Source organism: Zhongshania marina (assembly GCF_002915595.1).
Lineage (GTDB): Bacteria > Pseudomonadota > Gammaproteobacteria > Pseudomonadales > Spongiibacteraceae > Spongiibacter > Spongiibacter marinus_B.
Genome location: NZ_PQGG01000002.1, coordinates 83,511 through 101,818 on the forward strand (window position 1 = coordinate 83,511; position 18,308 = coordinate 101,818).

Annotated in this window: 14 protein-coding genes; 10 read left to right on the plus strand and 4 right to left on the minus strand. The window is 49.4% G+C overall.

The window, feature by feature from the left end:
- The first annotated feature begins 392 nt into the window (after positions 1-392).
- The 4 genes from doeB2 to C0068_RS00450 are packed head-to-tail and all read left to right on the plus strand — an operon-like array spanning position 393 to position 5,563.
- Positions 393-1,586, plus strand: coding sequence for a N(2)-acetyl-L-2,4-diaminobutanoate deacetylase DoeB2 (doeB2, locus tag C0068_RS00435; protein ID WP_103682521.1), 1,194 nt, complete (start codon positions 393-395; stop codon positions 1,584-1,586).
- A gap of 53 nt (positions 1,587-1,639) precedes the next feature.
- Positions 1,640-2,878 (plus strand): aspartate aminotransferase family protein, encoded by a 1,239-nt coding sequence (locus C0068_RS00440; RefSeq protein ID WP_103682522.1) that lies wholly within the window; start codon positions 1,640-1,642, stop codon positions 2,876-2,878.
- Entirely contained in the window at positions 2,875-4,146 is a 1,272-nt protein-coding gene (doeA, locus tag C0068_RS00445) for an ectoine hydrolase (RefSeq protein ID WP_103682523.1), read from the plus strand. The genes C0068_RS00440 and doeA overlap by 4 nt, the downstream gene beginning before the upstream one ends.
- A 55-nt stretch (positions 4,147-4,201) precedes the next feature.
- A complete protein-coding gene (locus tag C0068_RS00450; protein ID WP_103682524.1) occupies positions 4,202-5,563 on the plus strand; it encodes an NAD-dependent succinate-semialdehyde dehydrogenase in 1,362 nt (453 codons plus the stop codon).
- Between the two features lie 107 nt (positions 5,564-5,670).
- On the opposite strand, the gene C0068_RS00455 is transcribed toward C0068_RS00450, so the two are convergent.
- Complete coding sequence (locus C0068_RS00455; protein WP_103682525.1) at positions 5,671-6,036, minus strand: carboxymuconolactone decarboxylase family protein; 366 nt, start codon at positions 6,034-6,036, stop codon at positions 5,671-5,673.
- Between the two features lie 198 nt (positions 6,037-6,234).
- On the opposite strand from C0068_RS00455, the gene C0068_RS00460 reads away from it, so the two are divergent.
- The 5 genes from C0068_RS00460 to C0068_RS00480 all read left to right on the plus strand — a co-directional run bounded on the left by C0068_RS00460 (position 6,235) and on the right by C0068_RS00480 (position 13,241).
- On the plus strand, positions 6,235-6,648 hold the full coding sequence (locus C0068_RS00460) for a MerR family transcriptional regulator (protein ID WP_103682526.1): 414 nt from the start codon (positions 6,235-6,237) through the stop codon (positions 6,646-6,648).
- A gap of 38 nt (positions 6,649-6,686) precedes the next feature.
- Complete coding sequence (locus C0068_RS00465; protein WP_103682527.1) at positions 6,687-7,856, plus strand: isovaleryl-CoA dehydrogenase; 1,170 nt, start codon at positions 6,687-6,689, stop codon at positions 7,854-7,856.
- Positions 7,857-7,970: 114 nt separating this feature from the next.
- On the plus strand, positions 7,971-9,578 hold the full coding sequence (locus C0068_RS00470; RefSeq protein ID WP_103682528.1) for a carboxyl transferase domain-containing protein: 1,608 nt from the start codon (positions 7,971-7,973) through the stop codon (positions 9,576-9,578).
- Positions 9,579-9,664: 86 nt separating this feature from the next.
- Positions 9,665-11,683: an acetyl-CoA carboxylase biotin carboxylase subunit gene (locus C0068_RS00475; RefSeq protein WP_103682529.1), complete on the plus strand. Its 2,019-nt coding sequence runs from the start codon at positions 9,665-9,667 to the stop codon at positions 11,681-11,683.
- 484 nt (positions 11,684-12,167) lie between these two features.
- Positions 12,168-13,241 carry a hypothetical protein gene (locus C0068_RS00480; protein WP_103682530.1) on the plus strand — a complete coding sequence of 358 codons (1,074 nt, stop codon included), beginning with the start codon at positions 12,168-12,170 and terminating at the stop codon, positions 13,239-13,241.
- Between the two features lie 85 nt (positions 13,242-13,326).
- On the opposite strand, the gene C0068_RS00485 is transcribed toward C0068_RS00480, so the two are convergent.
- Positions 13,327-14,430, minus strand: coding sequence for an NAD(P)H-dependent amine dehydrogenase family protein (locus C0068_RS00485; protein ID WP_103682531.1), 1,104 nt, complete (start codon positions 14,428-14,430; stop codon positions 13,327-13,329).
- Positions 14,431-14,557: 127 nt separating this feature from the next.
- Here C0068_RS00485 and C0068_RS00490 point away from each other — a divergent pair, with 127 nt between their 5' ends.
- The gene (locus tag C0068_RS00490) at positions 14,558-15,490 is read left to right on the plus strand and encodes a LysR family transcriptional regulator (RefSeq protein ID WP_103682532.1); all 933 of its coding nucleotides are present in this window, start codon (positions 14,558-14,560) and stop codon (positions 15,488-15,490) included.
- Between the two features lie 22 nt (positions 15,491-15,512).
- Here C0068_RS00490 and C0068_RS00495 read toward each other — a convergent pair whose 3' ends face one another.
- Positions 15,513-17,000, minus strand: coding sequence for a DUF3336 domain-containing protein (locus C0068_RS00495; RefSeq protein WP_158249882.1), 1,488 nt, complete (start codon positions 16,998-17,000; stop codon positions 15,513-15,515).
- A gap of 47 nt (positions 17,001-17,047) precedes the next feature.
- Positions 17,048-18,244 carry an alpha/beta hydrolase gene (locus tag C0068_RS00500; RefSeq protein ID WP_103682534.1) on the minus strand — a complete coding sequence of 399 codons (1,197 nt, stop codon included), beginning with the start codon at positions 18,242-18,244 and terminating at the stop codon, positions 17,048-17,050.
- Positions 18,245-18,308: the final 64 nt, after the last annotated feature.

An 18,308-nucleotide genomic window follows, 5' to 3' on the forward strand; every position in this document is an offset into this window, starting at 1 on the left:
TTAATACCTGCGTTTGCACGCAGAGCCCAGCTCCCACCAGACTCCGGGTGCTGTTACAAAAATTCATAACACCAATATACGACGCAACCTCATTACTTCAGTATCTAAACCGTATTGGCTGCGTAAAATTGTGCACGCATAATCATGCAGGTATTGTGCCTATCAAAAATCCCAAAACTGCCTAAATTACGCTGAAAATGCCGGCACATGCGGTTCTTACACATTTTTTTAATAATCAAAATTTTATCAAAAAATTTAATATTCTCGTTTTTCAAAATCATTACCTAGCCCACAATATAAAAACGCACCAATGCAGACCAGTCATAAAAATTAAAAAATTTTTGAAAAGTTCGTTTGCTCCAACGCAAAAGCTGTGCCACAGTAAAAACGTAATGACTGATTTCTGGCTGAACACAATAGCCGCCGCGCAAACCCTGCGCCGCGACTTACACGCCCACCCCGAGCCCGGCTGGCAAGAGGTTCGCACCGCTGAAACCGTGCGCAATACCCTCACTCAATTCGCAATACCTTGGCGCAAATGCGCTGGCACCGGCACCATCGCCACCCTGCAAGCAGGAAACCCACAAGCAAACGCAAAACATATCGCCCTGCGCGGTGATATCGACGCCCTTCCGATTATTGAGCAAACAGGCAAGGCTTGGTCGTCTACCCACAAGGGCTGTATGCACGCCTGTGGCCACGACGGTCACACCGCTACTTTGCTAGCCAGCGCCCAATGGCTAAAACACAATGAACGAAGCCTGACTGGTCCTGTCACATTATTATTCCAACCAGCGGAAGAAGGCGGACACGGCGCAAGAGAAATGATTAACGAAGGCGCATTAGACGGTATTGATGAAATTTACGGCTGGCACAACTGGCCAGCGATCCCCTTCGGCAAGCTTGTCTGCCCCGACGATATTGTTATGTGCGGCAACGGCACATTCACCATTACGGTTATTGGCAAAGGTGGCCATGCCAGCCAACCTGAACTCTGCCGCGACCCCGTGCTGGCCGCCAGCGCCATTACCCTAGCACTGCAACAAATCGTTAGCCGTCGCTTAGCGCCACAACAAGCTGCGGTGATCAGCGTCACCTCTTTTATGGCCGAGAGCGGAGCAACTATTATTCCGCAGCAAGCGGTATTAGGCGGCAGCATACGGGTGCCGGATGATGCCACCCGCGAACAAATCAACACGCTCATCAGCGAGGTAAGCCAACAAACTGCACAGAGTTATGGGGTGGAATGCCGTGTGGAGATCACACCGCGCTATAACCCAACTATCAACCATCCCTCACAGGCCCAGCGCGTTCGCCGACTATGGCAGGACAGCTACGGCGCAGAGTCAATCGACCTAAGCACCCGCACGCCTATTATGGCGTCTGAAGACTTTAGTTATTACCTGCGGGAAATCCCTGGCGCATTTGCGCTCATTGGCGCCAACGACGGTGATCAACACCACCAAGTGCCCTGTCACAGCCCGCATTACGACTTTAACGACAAACTCATCCCTCTAGTAAGCACCTTGTTTTCTCGCCTGTGTGGCGTGACGACGCCCGAAAAACCTGCACAACAAACCATCTGAAAATAGTAATAGGTCGACACGTCGACCGACTTTATTTACACGAAGGAGTTCGCATGAGTATTTTTGAGCAACGTGAATCAGACATCCGCGCCTATTGCCGGGTTTACCCAGTGGTATTCGACAAGGCCAGCAATGCTCGCCAAACCGACGAGGACGGTAAACAATACATCGACTTTTTTGCCGGTGCTGGGGTATTAAACTTCGGCCACAATAATCCGCGCATGAAAAAAGCCATGATTCAGTATTTGGAATCAGACGGCGTAACCCACACCCTAGATATGCATTCCACCGCCAAGCGCGCCTTTATGGAACGCTTTGTAAAAACCATTCTTGAACCCCGCAATATGAGCCACAAAATGCAGTTTATGGGGCCAACCGGCACCAATGCGGTAGAAGCTGCCCTTAAAATTGCGCGGCGCGCCACCGGCAGACAGGAAATAGCTGCCTTCACCCACGGCTTTCACGGCATGACATTGGGCTCTCTAGCCTGTACCGCCAACGCCTACTTTAGAGGTGCTGCCGGTGTGCCGCTAAACCATGTCTCTCACCACAAATTTGGCTGTATGGAATACCTCGAACAACTTGCCAAACACTACGCTGACGCCTCTAGCGGCATTACGCCACCCGCCGCCTTTTTAGTCGAAACCATTCAAGCCGAAGGCGGCGTCAACGTCGCCAGCAAACAATGGTTGCAAGGTTTGGCCAAACTTGCCAAAGACGTGGGTGCGCTATTTATTATCGACGACATTCAAGTCGGCTGTGGTCGCACCGGCAATTACTTTAGCTTCGACGATATGGATCTCGATCCCGATGTCGTTTGTCTCGCCAAAGGTGTGGGCGGCATGGGCACGCCAATGGCACTTAATCTTGTTAAACCCGAGATTGATAAGCACTGGTCACCCGGCGAGCATACCGGCACTTTTCGCGGCCAGTCGCTGTCTTTTGTGGCCGGTTCAGAAGCACTCAGTTATTTCGAGAATGATGAACTCATGAATGAGGTGAACAGCAAAGCCGAGCTCATGGCGCGAGCCCTCGCGCCGCTAGAAGAAAACTTTAGCGCCGTTAGCGTTCGCAGCAAGGGCATGATACTGGGCTTAGATGTGGGCACCGGTGAGCAGGCCAAGGCCATTGTAGACAGTTGCTTTGCGGACGGCTTGCTTATCGCTAGCTGCGGCACCGGTGGCCGCGTTGTGAAATTAATTCCACCCCTCACTATTCCCGACGACGATCTGCAACAAGGCTTAGATATTCTTGTGCGCAATACCACCAAAGTGATGGAGGCCGCCGCATGATTCAACGCGATGACATGACCTTTCCCTTTGAAGAATACCAGCGTCGCCTTAGCGAATTGCGACTGCGCATTGCCGATAGACGCTTAGACGCGGTGGTGATTTCTGATCCAGAAAACATCATGTATCTTACCGACTACCAAACCACCGGTTACTCCTTCTTCCAAGCTTTGGTGGTGCCCGTAGACGACGAACCCTTTATGATTACCCGCGCTCTGGAGGAATCCAATATCATCGCCCGCACTTGGGTAGAGCGCACCCGCCCCTACCCCGACACCGGCGATGCTATTCAAATGCTAGTCGATGCACTGCGAGAATTCGGGCTGGCTAATAAGCGCATTGGCTATGAACGCAACAGCTATTTTTTCCCCGCTTATCAGCAGGATCGTATTCACACCACCTTAACTGACGCAAAATTACTCGACTGCTTTGGCATTGTTGAGCAGGGCCGTATTTGTAAATCGCCCGCTGAAATTCAGCTTATGCGCAAAGCGGCGCTGGCCACCGAGGCAGGTATGCAAGCGGGAATAGACGCCTGCAAAGCAGGTGTGACTGAAAATGAAATTGGCGCAGCAATCAGTGCCGCCATGTTCCGTGCCGGCGGCGAGCCACCTGCAGTAATGCCATACGTCACCTCTGGGCCGCGAACCATGATTGGTCACGCCACTTGGGAGGGCCGCGCCGTGCTTCCCGGCGAGCATATATTTTTAGAAGTTGGCGGCTGCTACCGCCGCTACCACACCGCCATGATGCGCACCGTGGTGCTAGGCGAACTCAGCGACTCAATGCATCACGCCCAAGAGCGTATGAAGCACGCTTTGCACGCCGTGCACGAAAAAGTACAACCTGGAATGACAGTCTCTGACGCCGATAATCTGGTGCGAAATATTATTTCTGAAAATGACGTTGGCGCGCGGCTGATTACCCGCTCAGGCTATTCAATTGGCATCGCCTTCCCACCGAGTTGGGACGAGGGCTATATCGTCAGCCTGAAACAGGGCGAATCAACCGTGCTGCAACCCGGCATGACCTTCCATATTATTCCGTGGATGTGGGGTGTAGATGGCGACAAAACCTGCGGTATTTCAGACACCATTTATATCACCGACACCGGCTGTGAATCATTTTTCACAATGAATAGAGATTTCACTGTAAAACCAGAACAGGCAGAACCCGCGCTGCTAGAGTTTGATGAAGCGCGCAAAAACAAACGGGAAGAAGCCGAAGCCAGCAAGAATGACGATAAGGCCAAAGCAAAAAGCGGCGAGTAATGCAGCCATTTATTTAAGCGCTTTTTGACGAAACCAAGATCACGATGAGGTAGCCATGCTGATAGCAACAAATCCTAGTAGCGGTAAAATAATTGCCGAATACCCTACTCTCAATAACACCGAACTCCACGAACGCATCGGCGATGCCTTCCGCGCCGCAGATCAATGGCAGGCACGCAGCTACGAAGAGCGCGGGCAGGTGTTACGGGCAGTGGCCGCTGAACTCAGAAAGCAAAAAGATCATCTAGCGAAACTGATGGCAATGGAGATGGGCAAACCCATCAAAGAAGGTGGACCTGAAGTTGAAAAAGCCGCAGGCTGCGCCGAATATTATGCCGAACACGCTGCAGAGCATTTATCCCCCCAAACCCTGCCATCCGACGCCAGCATCAGCTATGTATGCCATCCGCCGCTGGGTACATTACTCGGCATTTTGCCGTGGAACGCGCCGCTCTGGCTGGCCTTTCGCTATCTAGCGCCGGCATTAATGGCGGGCAACACCTGCGTAATGAAACACGACCCCAATGTGCCAGCCTGCGCCATTGCCATCGCCCAAGTCTTTGCCGATGCCGGAGCGCCAAAAAACATTGTGGTAAATCTGCCAATTGGCAATGAGGCTATTGAAACAGCTATTCGCGACCCGCGCATTGCAGCGGTTTCGTTCACGGGATCAGGAAATGCCGGTCGTATAGTTGCCGCCGTAGCCGGCTCAGAAATCAAACCCACTGTACTGGAATTAGGCGGCTCAGACCCATGTATTGTGCTTGCTGACGCTGATTTAGAAACAGCGGCAGACACCGCCACCCTATCCCGCATGATTAATGCCGGACAATCCTGTATCGCCGCCAAGCGGATTATTGTTGAAGATGCGGTATACGATTTCTTTGTTGAAAAGCTGCAAAGCCGCATGGCTAAATTTACATCCGGCGACCCGCTGCTGACCGACACCGACGTAGGCCCAATCGCCCGCGAAGACCTGCGCCAAAATCTTCATCGCCAAGTCACTGAATCCATCAACGCCGGTGCGAAATGTCTACTCGGAGGCGAACTAAGCGATGCACCAGGTTTCTTCTATCCGCCAACCCTACTCATCGACGTCACAGAAAGCATGTGCGCGTTTAAAGAAGAAACCTTCGGCCCCGTTATGGTTGTGATACGTGCCGCCGACGTAGAAGAAGCCGTGCAGCTCGCCAACGAAACACCCTACGGCCTCGGCGCTGCGGTGTGGACAGCGAACGCCGAACTCGCAACCAGCATTGCCAACCGCCTAGAGGCGGGCCAAGTCGCCATAAACGGCATCGTCAAAACCGACTCACGCCTACCCAGCGGCGGCGTAAAAGCCTCCGGCTACGGCCGTGAACTGGGGCCACACGGGATTCGAGAATTTGTAAATACCAAGCAAATTTGGGTGAAATGACCTAACTATAAATAGAAATAAATTTTTAGTGCCGATCACAAATATTGTGATCGGCAAAAAACTTAACGACATTAAACACGCAAATATTTAAGCAATTTGTTGAAGCTTTATTCTACCAATTCCTTAGCCACCCGCATCGCAGACAAGGCTGCCGGATACCCACAGTAGGCCGCGGCATGCATGATGATTTCTCGAATTTCTTCTGGACTAACACCATTGTTCAGCGCCCCGCGTATATGCCCCTTCAATTCACCGTGCGCCTGTAAAGCAATGAGCATTGAGACTGTTACAATACTGCGTGTCTTGCGATCCAAACCCTCACGAGTCCACACTCCACCCCAAGCATGTTCCATTGCGGCCTCTTGCAGGGGCATATCAAAAGCCGTCGCATTCCCCAAAGATGTATCAACATGGTCGCTGCCCATAACTTCGCGGCGAATAATTTCACCCGCTTTTTGATCTTCAATACTCATAAGATTCCTCTATTCACTCTGCTGCTAAATCAATATTCAGGGTTGATGACCACCACCTTAGCCCAGACAGCATAGTATCCCAGCCTCCACCCCCATCCACGCATCAAACAGCTAAATCTGGCACCAAATACTTACGTTGACGTTAACGTAAACCAAGGGTAGCATAATGCCATTATTAAAAATATCGGACAATGTCTTATGCCAAATCGCAGTTATAGCATCACCGAATTAGCCACCGACTTCGACATCACCACTCGCACCATTCGCTTTTACGAAGAAAAAGGCCTGCTCAATCCACAGCGTAAAGGCCAAACCCGAATATACAGCGCTGCAGACCGAGTGAAATTAAAGCTGATTCTTCGCGGCAAGCGGCTGGGGCTTTCGCTTGAAGACAGTAAAGACATTATCGAGATGTACCACCCCGATCATGACAACAGCCCCCAGCTCATTAAATTAATCAATAAAATTCGAGAGCGCCGGCGCTTAATAAAGGAGCAGTTACGGCAACAACTCCAAGACCTTAACGATATGATTTCAGAATTAGACCAAGCCGAAGAACGCTGCGTAGAAGCGCTTGATGACATTCAAAAGAAACCCAGCAAAACGGCATAAACTGCGTACACAAGATAAATAAAACACAGGTGATTTCCATGAGTTCTAGCTATCCTTCCCTCAATTTTGGCCTCGGCGAAGACATTGATATGTTGCGTGATGCAACTTACCAATTTGCACAAAGTGAAATTGCACCACGCGCCGAACGTATAGACAAAGACAATGCGTTTCCAATGGATTTGTGGCGCAAAATGGGTGACATGGGGCTGCTTGGCATTACCGTTAGCGAAGAGTTTGGCGGCAGTGATATGGGCTACTTAGCCCACGTCATAGCAATGGAAGAAATCAGCCGAGCCTCTGCCTCGGTGGGGCTTTCCTACGGCGCCCACTCCAATCTTTGCGTAAACCAAATTTATAAAAACGGCAACCAAGCCCAAAAGGAAAAGTACCTACCCAAGCTATGTTCTGGTGAGCACGTTGGCGCCTTGGCAATGTCTGAACCCAATGCCGGTTCTGATGTCGTTAGTATGAAATTGAAAGCCGACAAGCAAGGCGACCACTATGTGTTGAACGGCAATAAAATGTGGATCACCAACGGCCCCGATGCCAACACCTACGTGATTTACGCCAAAACCGATGTTAATGCCGGCCCCCGCGGCATGACAGCCTTTATTGTTGAGCGAGATTTTCCCGGCTTTAGCCGCTCCCCCAAACTCGACAAGCTCGGTATGCGTGGCTCTAACACCTGTGAGCTGGTGTTTGATAACTGCAAAGTGCCCGCAGAAAATATTCTTGGCAAAGAAGGTGAAGGCGTCAAAGTATTAATGAGCGGTTTAGATTTTGAGCGCACCGTCTTGTCCGGCGGCCCGACCGGCATCATGCAGGCCTGCATGGACGTTGTTGTTCCCTATCTGCACGACCGCAAACAGTTTGGCCAAAGCATCGGTGAATTCCAACTTATGCAGGGCAAGCTCGCAGATATGTACACAGAACTGAATGCTAGCCGCGCCTATTTGTACGCCGTAGCCCGCGCCTGTGATCGCGGCGAATCCAGCCGCAAAGACGCAGCCGGGGTCATACTTTACACCGCAGAAAAAGCCACCCAAATGGCGCTGCAAGCTATCCAAGTCTTGGGCGGAAATGGTTACACCAATGAGTTCCCCACTGGCCGCCTACTGCGCGACGCCAAACTCTATGAAATTGGCGCCGGCACCTCAGAAATACGCCGCATGCTTATTGGCCGGGAATTGTTTAAAGAGACGCTGTAAACCTCGCCGATGCAATTTAGTTAGGGCCACCCATAAAAAATAAACAATGGGTGGCCAAATTAAGAAGTAATAAATAAGTTTTTGACGATATAAAACGAAGCACAGGCAGCCATCATGACCGTATTGAAATCAAGTATTAATCCCCGCGATGTCGGCTTTCTCGAAAACACCGAGCACATGCAAGCCCAAGTAGAAGACCTTAAAAAGATCGTGGCAAAAATAAAACTTGGCGGAGGCGAAAAATCTCAAAGCCGCCATACCGAGCGCGGTAAATTACTCGTACGAGAAAGAATAAATGCCCTTGTGGATGTAGGCTCACCCTTTTTAGAGCTATCGCAACTTGCAGCCTACGAAGTTTACGAAGAAGACCTCGCCGCCGCTGGTATCATTACCGGCATTGGCCGTGTCTGCGGTCAGGAATGCATGATTATCGCCAACGACGCCACCGTTAAAGGCGGTAGCTATTTTCCACTTACCGTGAAAAAGCACCTGCGCGCGCAGAACATCGCCCAAGAGAATCACTTACCCTGCATTTACTTAGTGGACTCTGGCGGCGCGAACTTACCCCGCCAAGATGATGTATTCCCAGACCGCGAACACTTTGGCCGCTTCTTTTTTAACCAAGCCAATATGTCAGCAATGGGTATTCCCCAAATTGCAGTGGTAATGGGCAGCTGCACGGCAGGTGGCGCGTACATTCCGGCCATGGCGGATGAATCCATTATTGTTAGAGAACAAGGCACTATCTTCCTTGCTGGTCCGCCATTGGTAAAAGCCGCCACCGGCGAAGTGGTCAGCGCCGAAGATCTCGGCGGCGCAGACGTTCACTGCCGCACCTCTGGCGTTGCCGACCACTACGCTCAAAATGACCACCACGCTCTGCAACTGGCCCGCAACGCGGTGAAAAGGTTAAATCGACGTAAAACCATAGAGCTCGATACCGCACCGAGTAAAGAACCGCTCTATCCCGCCACAGACATTTACGGCATTGTGCCTAAAGACAGCCGCAAACCCTATGATGTGCGCGAGATCATTGCCCGTATTGTCGACGCATCTGACTTTGATGAATTCAAAGCATTATACGGCACCACCTTGGTGTGTGGCTTTGCCCGCATTTTTGGTTACCCAATAGGCATTGTCGCCAATAACGGCATTCTGTTTTCTGAATCTGCGCAGAAAGGCGCACACTTTGTTGAGCTTTGCGCCCAGCGCAAAATTCCCCTTATTTTTCTGCAAAACATCACTGGCTTTATGGTTGGCCAACAATACGAGGCCGGCGGCATTGCCAAGCACGGCGCAAAAATGGTGACGGCGGTAGCCTGCGCCAAAGTGCCCAAGCTCACAGTGCTGATTGGCGGCTCCTTTGGCGCCGGTAACTATGGTATGTGCGGCCGCGCCTACGACCCGCGCTTTATGTTTATGTGGCCCAACGCGCGCATTTCAGTCATGGGCGGCGAACAAGCAGCCGGCGTGATGGCGCAAATTAAACGCGACCAATATGAGCGCGACAATAAAGACTGGCCCGCAGAAGAAGAAAAAGCATTTAAGCAGCCCATTCTCGACACCTACGAAAAGCAAGGGCATCCGTATTACGCTTCTGCACGGCTGTGGGACGACGGCGTTATCGACCCTGCAGACACACGCATGGTATTAGGCTTGAGCTTGTCTGCCAGTTTAAACAAGCCAATTGAAGACACAAAATTTGGCGTATTCAGAATGTAGAGTCTTGTATTTTCTATACACATCACTCAAAAAAAATAGTTTTAAAAACTGAATATTCGCTCATTAAAAAATACGGAAGCGCAAACATGTTTACTAAAATTTTGATTGCCAACCGCGGGGAAATCTCCTGTCGCGTTATCAAAACCGCTCGCCAAATGGGCATACGTACCGTCGCGGTATACAGCGATGCCGACCGCAATGCGCTGCACGTTGCTATGGCCGACGAAGCCGTCCACATCGGTGGTTCCGCTGCGCGGGATTCCTATTTAGATATCGATAAAGTCATTGCCGCTGCAAAACAAACCGGCGCACAAGCCATTCACCCCGGCTATGGATTCCTGTCCGAAAACGCCGCATTTTGTCGCCGCTGCGCCGCCGAAAACATTGTGTTTATCGGCCCACCTACCCCAGCCATTAAAGCAATGGGATCTAAATCTGCCGCTAAGCAAATAATGGAAAAAGCCGGCGTACCGCTAGTGCCCGGTTATCACGGCGACGATCAAAACCCAGAGATCATTCGCAAAGCCGCCAATGACATGGGCTACCCAGTATTACTTAAGGCCACTGCCGGCGGCGGTGGTAAAGGTATGCGTCAAGTGTGGAGCGCAGAGGAGTTTGACTCAGCGCTTGACGCCGCCAAACGTGAAGCCATGAATGGCTTTGGCGACGACACCATGCTGGTAGAAAAATATCTAACCCAGCCTCGTCACATCGAAATTCAGGTGTTCTGCGACACGCACGGCAATGCGGTGTACTTATTTGAACGCGACTGCTCTATTCAACGCCGCCACCAAAAAGTCATTGAAGAAGCCCCCGCGCCCGGTATGAGCGAAACCCTGCGCGCAGAAATGGGAGAGGCTGCCGTCCGCGCCGCCCAAGCCATTAATTATGTCGGCGCTGGCACCGTCGAGTTTTTACTCGACGCCGACGGCAGCTTCTACTTTATGGAAATGAACACCCGCCTGCAGGTAGAGCACCCCGTTACCGAAATGATCACCGGTTTAGATTTGGTCGAGTGGCAATTACGAGTTGCCGCAGGCGACGTACTTCCGCTGAAGCAAAACGAATTAAGCATTAATGGTCACGCCATCGAAGTGCGGATTTACGCAGAAGACCCCAGCAATGAATTTTTACCCCAAACTGGCACCATTCGCTTTTTGGAAACCTCGGCAGAATCAGACCATATTCGTATCGACACGGGCGTAACAGAAGGTGATGAAGTCAGTGTATTTTACGACCCCATGATCGCCAAACTCATCGTGTGGGACAGCGACCGTCAACACGCGCTGCGGCGTTTGGGTGGCGCCTTAAAGGAATACCGCTTAAACGGCGTAACCACAAACATCGATTTTCTCTACACACTTTGCCAGCATCCTGACTTCGCCAAGGCCGATTTCGACACTGGCTTTATCGGCAAACATGAAGAGCAGTTACTTAATCCTGATACCTCAGAACTTGGGAACAACATTGCACTGGCCGCGCTCTATCTCGTTTTAAAACAACAGCAAGTCATTGCCAATCGCGCCCGCACCAGCAGCGACGCTGAATCACCATGGAATAACGCCCACAGTTGGCGACTGAATCAAGCTGCTCAGCATCACTTTGAGCTGCAAATTGACGAGGGCATTGTCTCAGTCTGCGTCACAGCTCTCAGCGCGGCAACGAATTCTGAACCCAGCAATTTTATTATTAGCGCTGGCGACAAAGAATACACTGTCTGCGGCAAACTCCATGAGCGAGTTTTACAGGCGAGCATCGACGGTCACCGTCAGCGCGCCAGCTTTGCGGAGTACGAAGGCCATTTTAGTATGTATACCGCCGAGCGCGCTGTGCAATTCAATATAAAACGACCTGACCTAGGCGACAGCAATGGGGACACCTCTGACAAGCAATTGAGCGCGCCCATGAATGGCACCATTGTTAGCCACCTCGTCGCTGCCGGTAGCACTGTCAGTAAAGGTGAGGCCCTGCTAATTATGGAAGCCATGAAAATGGAACACACTATTCGCGCCCCCGCCGACGGAATAGTCAAAGCCTTTTACTACCATGCCGGCGAGTTAGTGAGCGGCGGTGCCGAACTAATTGAATTTGAGAAAGCCGAATAAGCAAACATGAAATATCATACTTGATACCGATAATAGCAACCGGCGACCGCGACAGCCTGCAAAACACAAAGCAATATTTGACCTATTCAGTGATGCAGGTATAACAATATGAGCTTTGCCGTTTTGCAAACCCAATTGAGAGCGACAAATAGCCGCCAAATTGGCCGTATGTCGGTTCATTACACCTGACATCGACACACATTGCGGCATTAGCACCCAAAATTTCCGGCTTTAGTACGCTCTAAAAGATTAGGCAGAGTAGATCTGCTATTTTTGACACACCAACCTTTTTAATCACAAAACAAGTACGCACAGCTGCTAATGCACAGCCAAATGCCTCTATCGCACTTAAATATAAAGATAAAATTCTGAAGACTGAAAAACTGCTTTACTCCTACTAAGCATGCTTTCAATACCAATTTAAAACTGATATATTGTCAGCTACATACAAATGATAATACCACTCACGAAGGAGGCCAATAGAATGGCAGAGATAAAAGCAGTTACAAACGTCACTCTCGCAGACCAATTAAGTTATGTCGAAAAGCTCCCTGCCGGCGTACCCTACATGGAAAACAATGGTTTTATGATTATGGGCGAAACTGACGAGGGAGAGGAAGTCTCATTCGTGTCGTGCATATTTCGTGTGGGCGGTGGTAAAGACGGTCCTTGGCAAGTGGACGATGTCTACAAAGGACAAACTACATTCTTTGCAGGCCCCAAAGACCACAGTGGCGGCATTCGCGACAATCACTTCCTTGGCAACCGTACTTGGGCAACAGACCACTGGGAAAAAGGCAGTGTAGAAGAAGTAGACGGCGCGGTAATCTGGACTCTTGGGAATCGCCAACATATTTGTCGCCCTCCATACTGGGAGATCAAAGGCGAACACATGGGCATAGAATTCGATTTAAAACTCACCGGTATCGGAAATGCGCCCTACCACAAAGGGCCGTTCGCTGATCTTGAAAAGAATAATATTGCCGGTTTTGAACACCCTCTTTGCGCCGAAGGCACCATCACCGCTGAGGGAAAAACGTATCGCCTTAGCAAAGAAAAATCTTTCGGTTGCCAGGAAAAATTCACCCAGCCTGCATGGGATCTTGCTGACATTCTTCGCGGTGAAACTTATTACTGGAACTGGTGGGCAAGTGGAGATGTTCGCGTATTCATTTACTACTATCCATCTGTTGGCAAAACTTTCAGTCACGTCAGCATCGGCGGTGAAGAAATAGAATTTTCTGAAAATGGCCACAGCAATATCACCATGGAAGAAAAAGAATTTTGGATTGACCCTAAAACCCGTATGCGCATACCGGTCAAATGGCACTTCAACTTAGAATCTAAAAACGGCACGATTGATTTTGATATCGAAGCGGCATACCGCACCTACTACAGTTACTTAACAACCTCAGGCGCGACAATGCACTACGGCCTGCATTCACATAGCCAAGGTACTATTAAGCTTACTGATGGTCGCAATATTGAACTCAAAGATATGCGTACTTATATTGAACATGGCTGGACAGCCATTCCGCTTAGATCCCACGCGGAGTAGAAAAAAAGGCTCTGGATAAATCCAGAGCCTTTTTTAGTTATTTTTGTGCCTGCTGTTGCAGGCACAAATCAAAATATTCCCGCTATTACCGTACAATCAACGGACTTTTAAAATTGCGTAGATCTGGAGCATAGTTTGCAAAGTTGAACGGCAATACTATCCCCGGTGTAGCGCCACACACTATTGGAATAGCCTGAATCATTGGCATTGCCGTTGCATAGTAAGCCGGCAAGGTATTATCTCCTTCTCGATGCTCCAAATTTTCTTCTACTGATGCCATTAATTGAAATTGACCTCGCACTGAAACCGGCTCTGCCTCAATTTTAATATTGTAGTAATCACCGCGGTGCAAACCATCAGGCAAATCGCGCTCATCAACATACCAGATCTCTTCAAGAGTGATGAATTTTTTACCATCGACAATCGCATGGTAAAGAAAATTCACGCCATTTCTTTTACCCTTTTTAACAGTAAAAGGAATTAGCCGGGTATCTTCACGCGCAACAAAATATTTCTTCTCTGATTCTATATGATCTAGCTTCACCCCCATCACATGACAAGTCAGCGCCAGCGTTTCTTCATAACCGCGATCACCTACATTTTCAATCCACGGCTTTTCTGACATTTCTGAGCCGTAGCCAAGCCCGCCCATCATATCTGCGCTCTCGATATGACTATTGTCAGAAAGCTCCTGAACGTGAATATGCTTTATTGTGGTAGACGCGCCGGTAAAGGTTGAGATAATTCGCTCATAAAGCCAACCTGGATTAACACCCGTGCCATGCAAGCAACTTCCACCTTTTTTACACGCCGCTTCGAGCTTGTCATGCAGAGCTTGTGAATGATAAGCGGGATACCACCACCCCGCAGAGGTAACCAAACTTTTACCCGACTCCAACAAGCGACAGGCAATATTTGTCGCCTCAGAATCTACATTGAGTTCGGCACTCATATTGACCGAAAACAAGACCACATCAGCCTCCATGGCAATAACAGCCTCTTGATCCGTGGTCATACTAACGCCAACAGCATCCATTCCAAGATACTCACCGACATCAACACCATTCTTGCTCTCGCTGTATGCCAACACCGCAACCAATTCCAGCTCCGGCTTTTTTATCACTTCTTTTAAGCAGGCATTGCCAACAATACCAGGCCCCCAAATGATTACTTTATAGGGTGCACGCATAACTAACTCCTTATCATTTATTTGAATACCTCTCGATTATAGACCTATAGAAATATAATCCAAATGCAAATAATGCTATGTTGCTATGACTTATATGAATATCAAATACTAGGGAACAGCCAGCATTATGAAAACCCTTAATCTGCAAAAGCTGCTACACACGCTAGTGGTTGCTGAGGAGTGCTCTCTGGTCGCGGCCAGTAAACGACTCCACATCACGCAGTCCGCGCTGACCCGAAGCGTTAAATCACTAGAAGACGATTTAGGCATTGCTATATTTCGCCGAAAATCCACAGGTGTTGAGCTAACCAACGAAGGCGAAAGGTTGATGAAGCGCGCCCGCGCTCTGCTAGAACAAGCGGGAGAATTCCGCTCTGAAGCCCGAGCTCTGAGCAGCGGGTCACGCAGCGTCGTATCATTTGGTCTCGACCCAATACTCTCTCATAATCTGCTATCAATTCAGCTGAAAGCGCTTATTTCAGAATCAAGACTGATGCAAATTCAGGTAAAAGTAGAGTCACGCAGCACCTTACTAGCCATGCTGTTAGATAAAAGCATCGATTTTTTTATGGCTGACATCAGCGACTTTAAACCGAGCGATATAAGCAACATCAACATAGAAAACCTACATCAATTGCGCGGCAGCTTTTTTGTTCGCCGTCGGCACCCACTGAGCCAACAACAGCGTGTTTCCCGCACAGATATTTACGACTATCCAATCCTCACCCCAACCAATGTCCATGAATCTATTTGGGATGAACTAAGATGGCACGGGGTCGACGCGGATAAGACCGAGCGCAGGCAACAATTCATTTGTCCCGATATGGCGATATTGAAAGACGTCACAATGAATTCCAACGCGGTACTCGCCACCTCCGACCTATCTGTAGAGAAGGAGTGTCGTCAGGGGAAGCTTGTAAGACTAGATCATCATGTTGCAGATCGCAGCGATTTTCGCGGCATTGGCTTAGTAACGCTAAAGGACGGCAAGCTCGGCATCCATGCCAAAGATATTATGTCGAGTCTAGCAGCCACGCTTCGCGAAATATCGCCTCAATAGGTAAGAGTAGCAGCCGTACTCCTTATAAAATAGGATGATTAAACGCCAACCTAGCACCGTCTCGCTGAATGGCTTCAACTTCAAGCTTTTCAAGACACACGTCAATTTCCTTGCCGATCAAACTAGCCATACGCACTTGCTCTAGCTTCGGCCATGTAGCGGTTAGCCCTGCGCGATAAACCTCTTGTATTTCATCGTCATTGCGATATTGATAAAGCAATTTACGTAGCCGTAGATGCTGTAAATCTAGGGATATATTGATATCGCCAACATAGCTTTGATCGAGAATTTGATAAAACCCTCCCAAGGCAAAGTCTAACGGCCCCAACATGCCTTGATCGCCAGTCCAACGACGAACATTGCGAACCGACTCCTTTAAAACAGTGAAATACACACGCTTCAGCGAGCGAAACAGCGTTTCCTGGTATTTAGGGTTAAGCTCCATCGTGTAAAGCAGCCCCGCAGGATTAATCATGCTGACTATATAATGATTCACACCGTATAAACGCGAGAGCTTTTTAAATGGCAAATCTTCTGCCGTCGATCCATCCACCCAAAGTCGCCCCGGCAGATAGGCCTTAAGCCGTCCTCGGGAGTCTTTCGCCTCTAGTTGAACCGGCGGCGCCAAACCACTTGGTGACGACGACGCTTTTACCGCCGAGCGGATAGTTACATTGGGCGACGTCATCGCGTTCATCAATCGCGATTTTTGATGTTTTTCATGAGGTGCAATAGATATATTAATATGGCGGCCAGTGTGCTCGTAGGCTTCTTCGAAAGTCACATCCCCAACAAACGAGTCAGTCATATCGTCCCGAGCTGAGGCCACTACACCACTAGAGCGCGCTCGCATCAATTCAGCAGCATTAAAAAACCGACCGTCATAACGCTTATTTTTAAAATGCGTGAGTAACTCGTCGTCTTTCAACGTGCCAATTTGCGCACTTACCCAAGAACCCGCACTAGCACCAGAAATAACTTTGGGTAGCAAGCCTGCGTCAAGCAGCGCATCCACGACACCGTGATGAAAATAAATCAAACCGGCGCCACCGCTAAGGCTAAGTGAAGAACGTCCATAGCAGTGGCTGGCGCGGCGAAAGAAATTCAATTTCTGCTCGCGACTGATCTCCGATTCTGGCGCATCTACTACACGATGCAGCGCATTAGCAATCAGCTCAACAAATTCAACTATGAGTTTTTTAGTGCCAAAACGAGCATGACTATAAAGCTTAGCACTACCCATACCGGCCATATTACCGTGGATACCCTCATTCAGAGTAAACAACAATTCCTCGTAATCACCCTTATCCAAACAATCTTTCAAGCGCCGATAGCGCGTCATTATCTGATTAGAATCAAATAGCTCACTGTCATTAAGAGCCTTCCACTGCTCAGCACGGGAAATTAGGTCGTGCTCCATCGCTAGGCTTCGCCACTCGCTGTAATTAGCAGAAACCAGCATGGCTTTTTCAATCCGCGCTAACTTTTTGCTCTTTAGAGGATTGAACATTATGGCATTCCTGCTTTTACTAGCCGCGGCCATTCTTACATGCTGATTCATAGGTGAGACTCCCCTTGCACTTTACAGAAATCGCGATAGCATTTTTCAAAATACATCTGTATCAAGCGATTCACCGCGTCACTTTGCGGGCAATGCCCCAAGTCAAACGCATGTTGCGCCCCAGGCACCAACAGATATTCAAAATCGTTTACCGATAACGCGGCTTGAGCATTCACAAAGGCCTCAGCTTCTTTGTAATCAATCAAGCAATCACTGCTGCCATGCACCATCAAACAAGAGGGCATATGCGGGCCAACATTATCTATTGGCGACGCCTGCCGCCACAGTGCTTCGCCGACCTGTTCCACCGCGCCAGGCATTACTTTGCTCTCGGTAAACTCATCAATTTTAGGGTCATTAATAATGCCAAAACGATCAAGTAAGTCGTAGCGCCCATAGAATGGCGCGACAAGCTGCACGCTAGTATCACCATCAACATATTCTCGCCGTTGAGCTGCCGACATCAGACCCGTCAAAGCAGTCAAATGACCACCAGCAGAACCGCCGGTCACAGCCACAAAATCTCCCCTCCCACCGTATTGCTCTGCGTTGGTTTTTATCCAATGTATCGCCGAAAGCACATCCACAATCATCGCTGGGTAACGGTGCTCAGGGCCAAGCCGATATTCGATATCACACACCAACCAACCTTGCTGCGCCATATCGTGAACTAGCGGCCGCCCCATCTGCCCTTTCTTACCCGTCACCCAGGCGCCACCATGAATATGAATTAAAATAGGTTTTGGTTCACCGTGGCCTGCCAATGCATAAATATCCAATCGCTGCGCTGACAAGTCCCCGTATGCCACGTCACGAATTATGTTTATTCCTCTCCGCTCGCAACGCAAAACCAACAGCCAACGCCAGATATCCTTTAGCGAAAGTGAGTAAGCCCCGTGCTCAACAACGCCGAGTCGCAGTGCCATTTCAGCAGTCAAATTACGCACTTTAAACTGTCTCAGTAACGAGAAAATCGATATAGACAGCGCAACAAAAGCGGGACCTGCTACCCACGCTTCATTTCGCCAAGCTAAGACGATCACCGCCACCACCACCGTAATTGGCACCACAAATAATTGCCCAGCAATACTTAGCGGCCAATATAACGCAGACCACACTTTAAGCTGACGATATCTCAGTGGTAACAAGCCTGAAAGTGACACCACTAAGAGAAAAAAAGCGATACTAGCCATTATCTATACCCGTCAAGCCACAATACAAAGTGTCAATATAAGAAAAATAAGCATTAGTTATAAA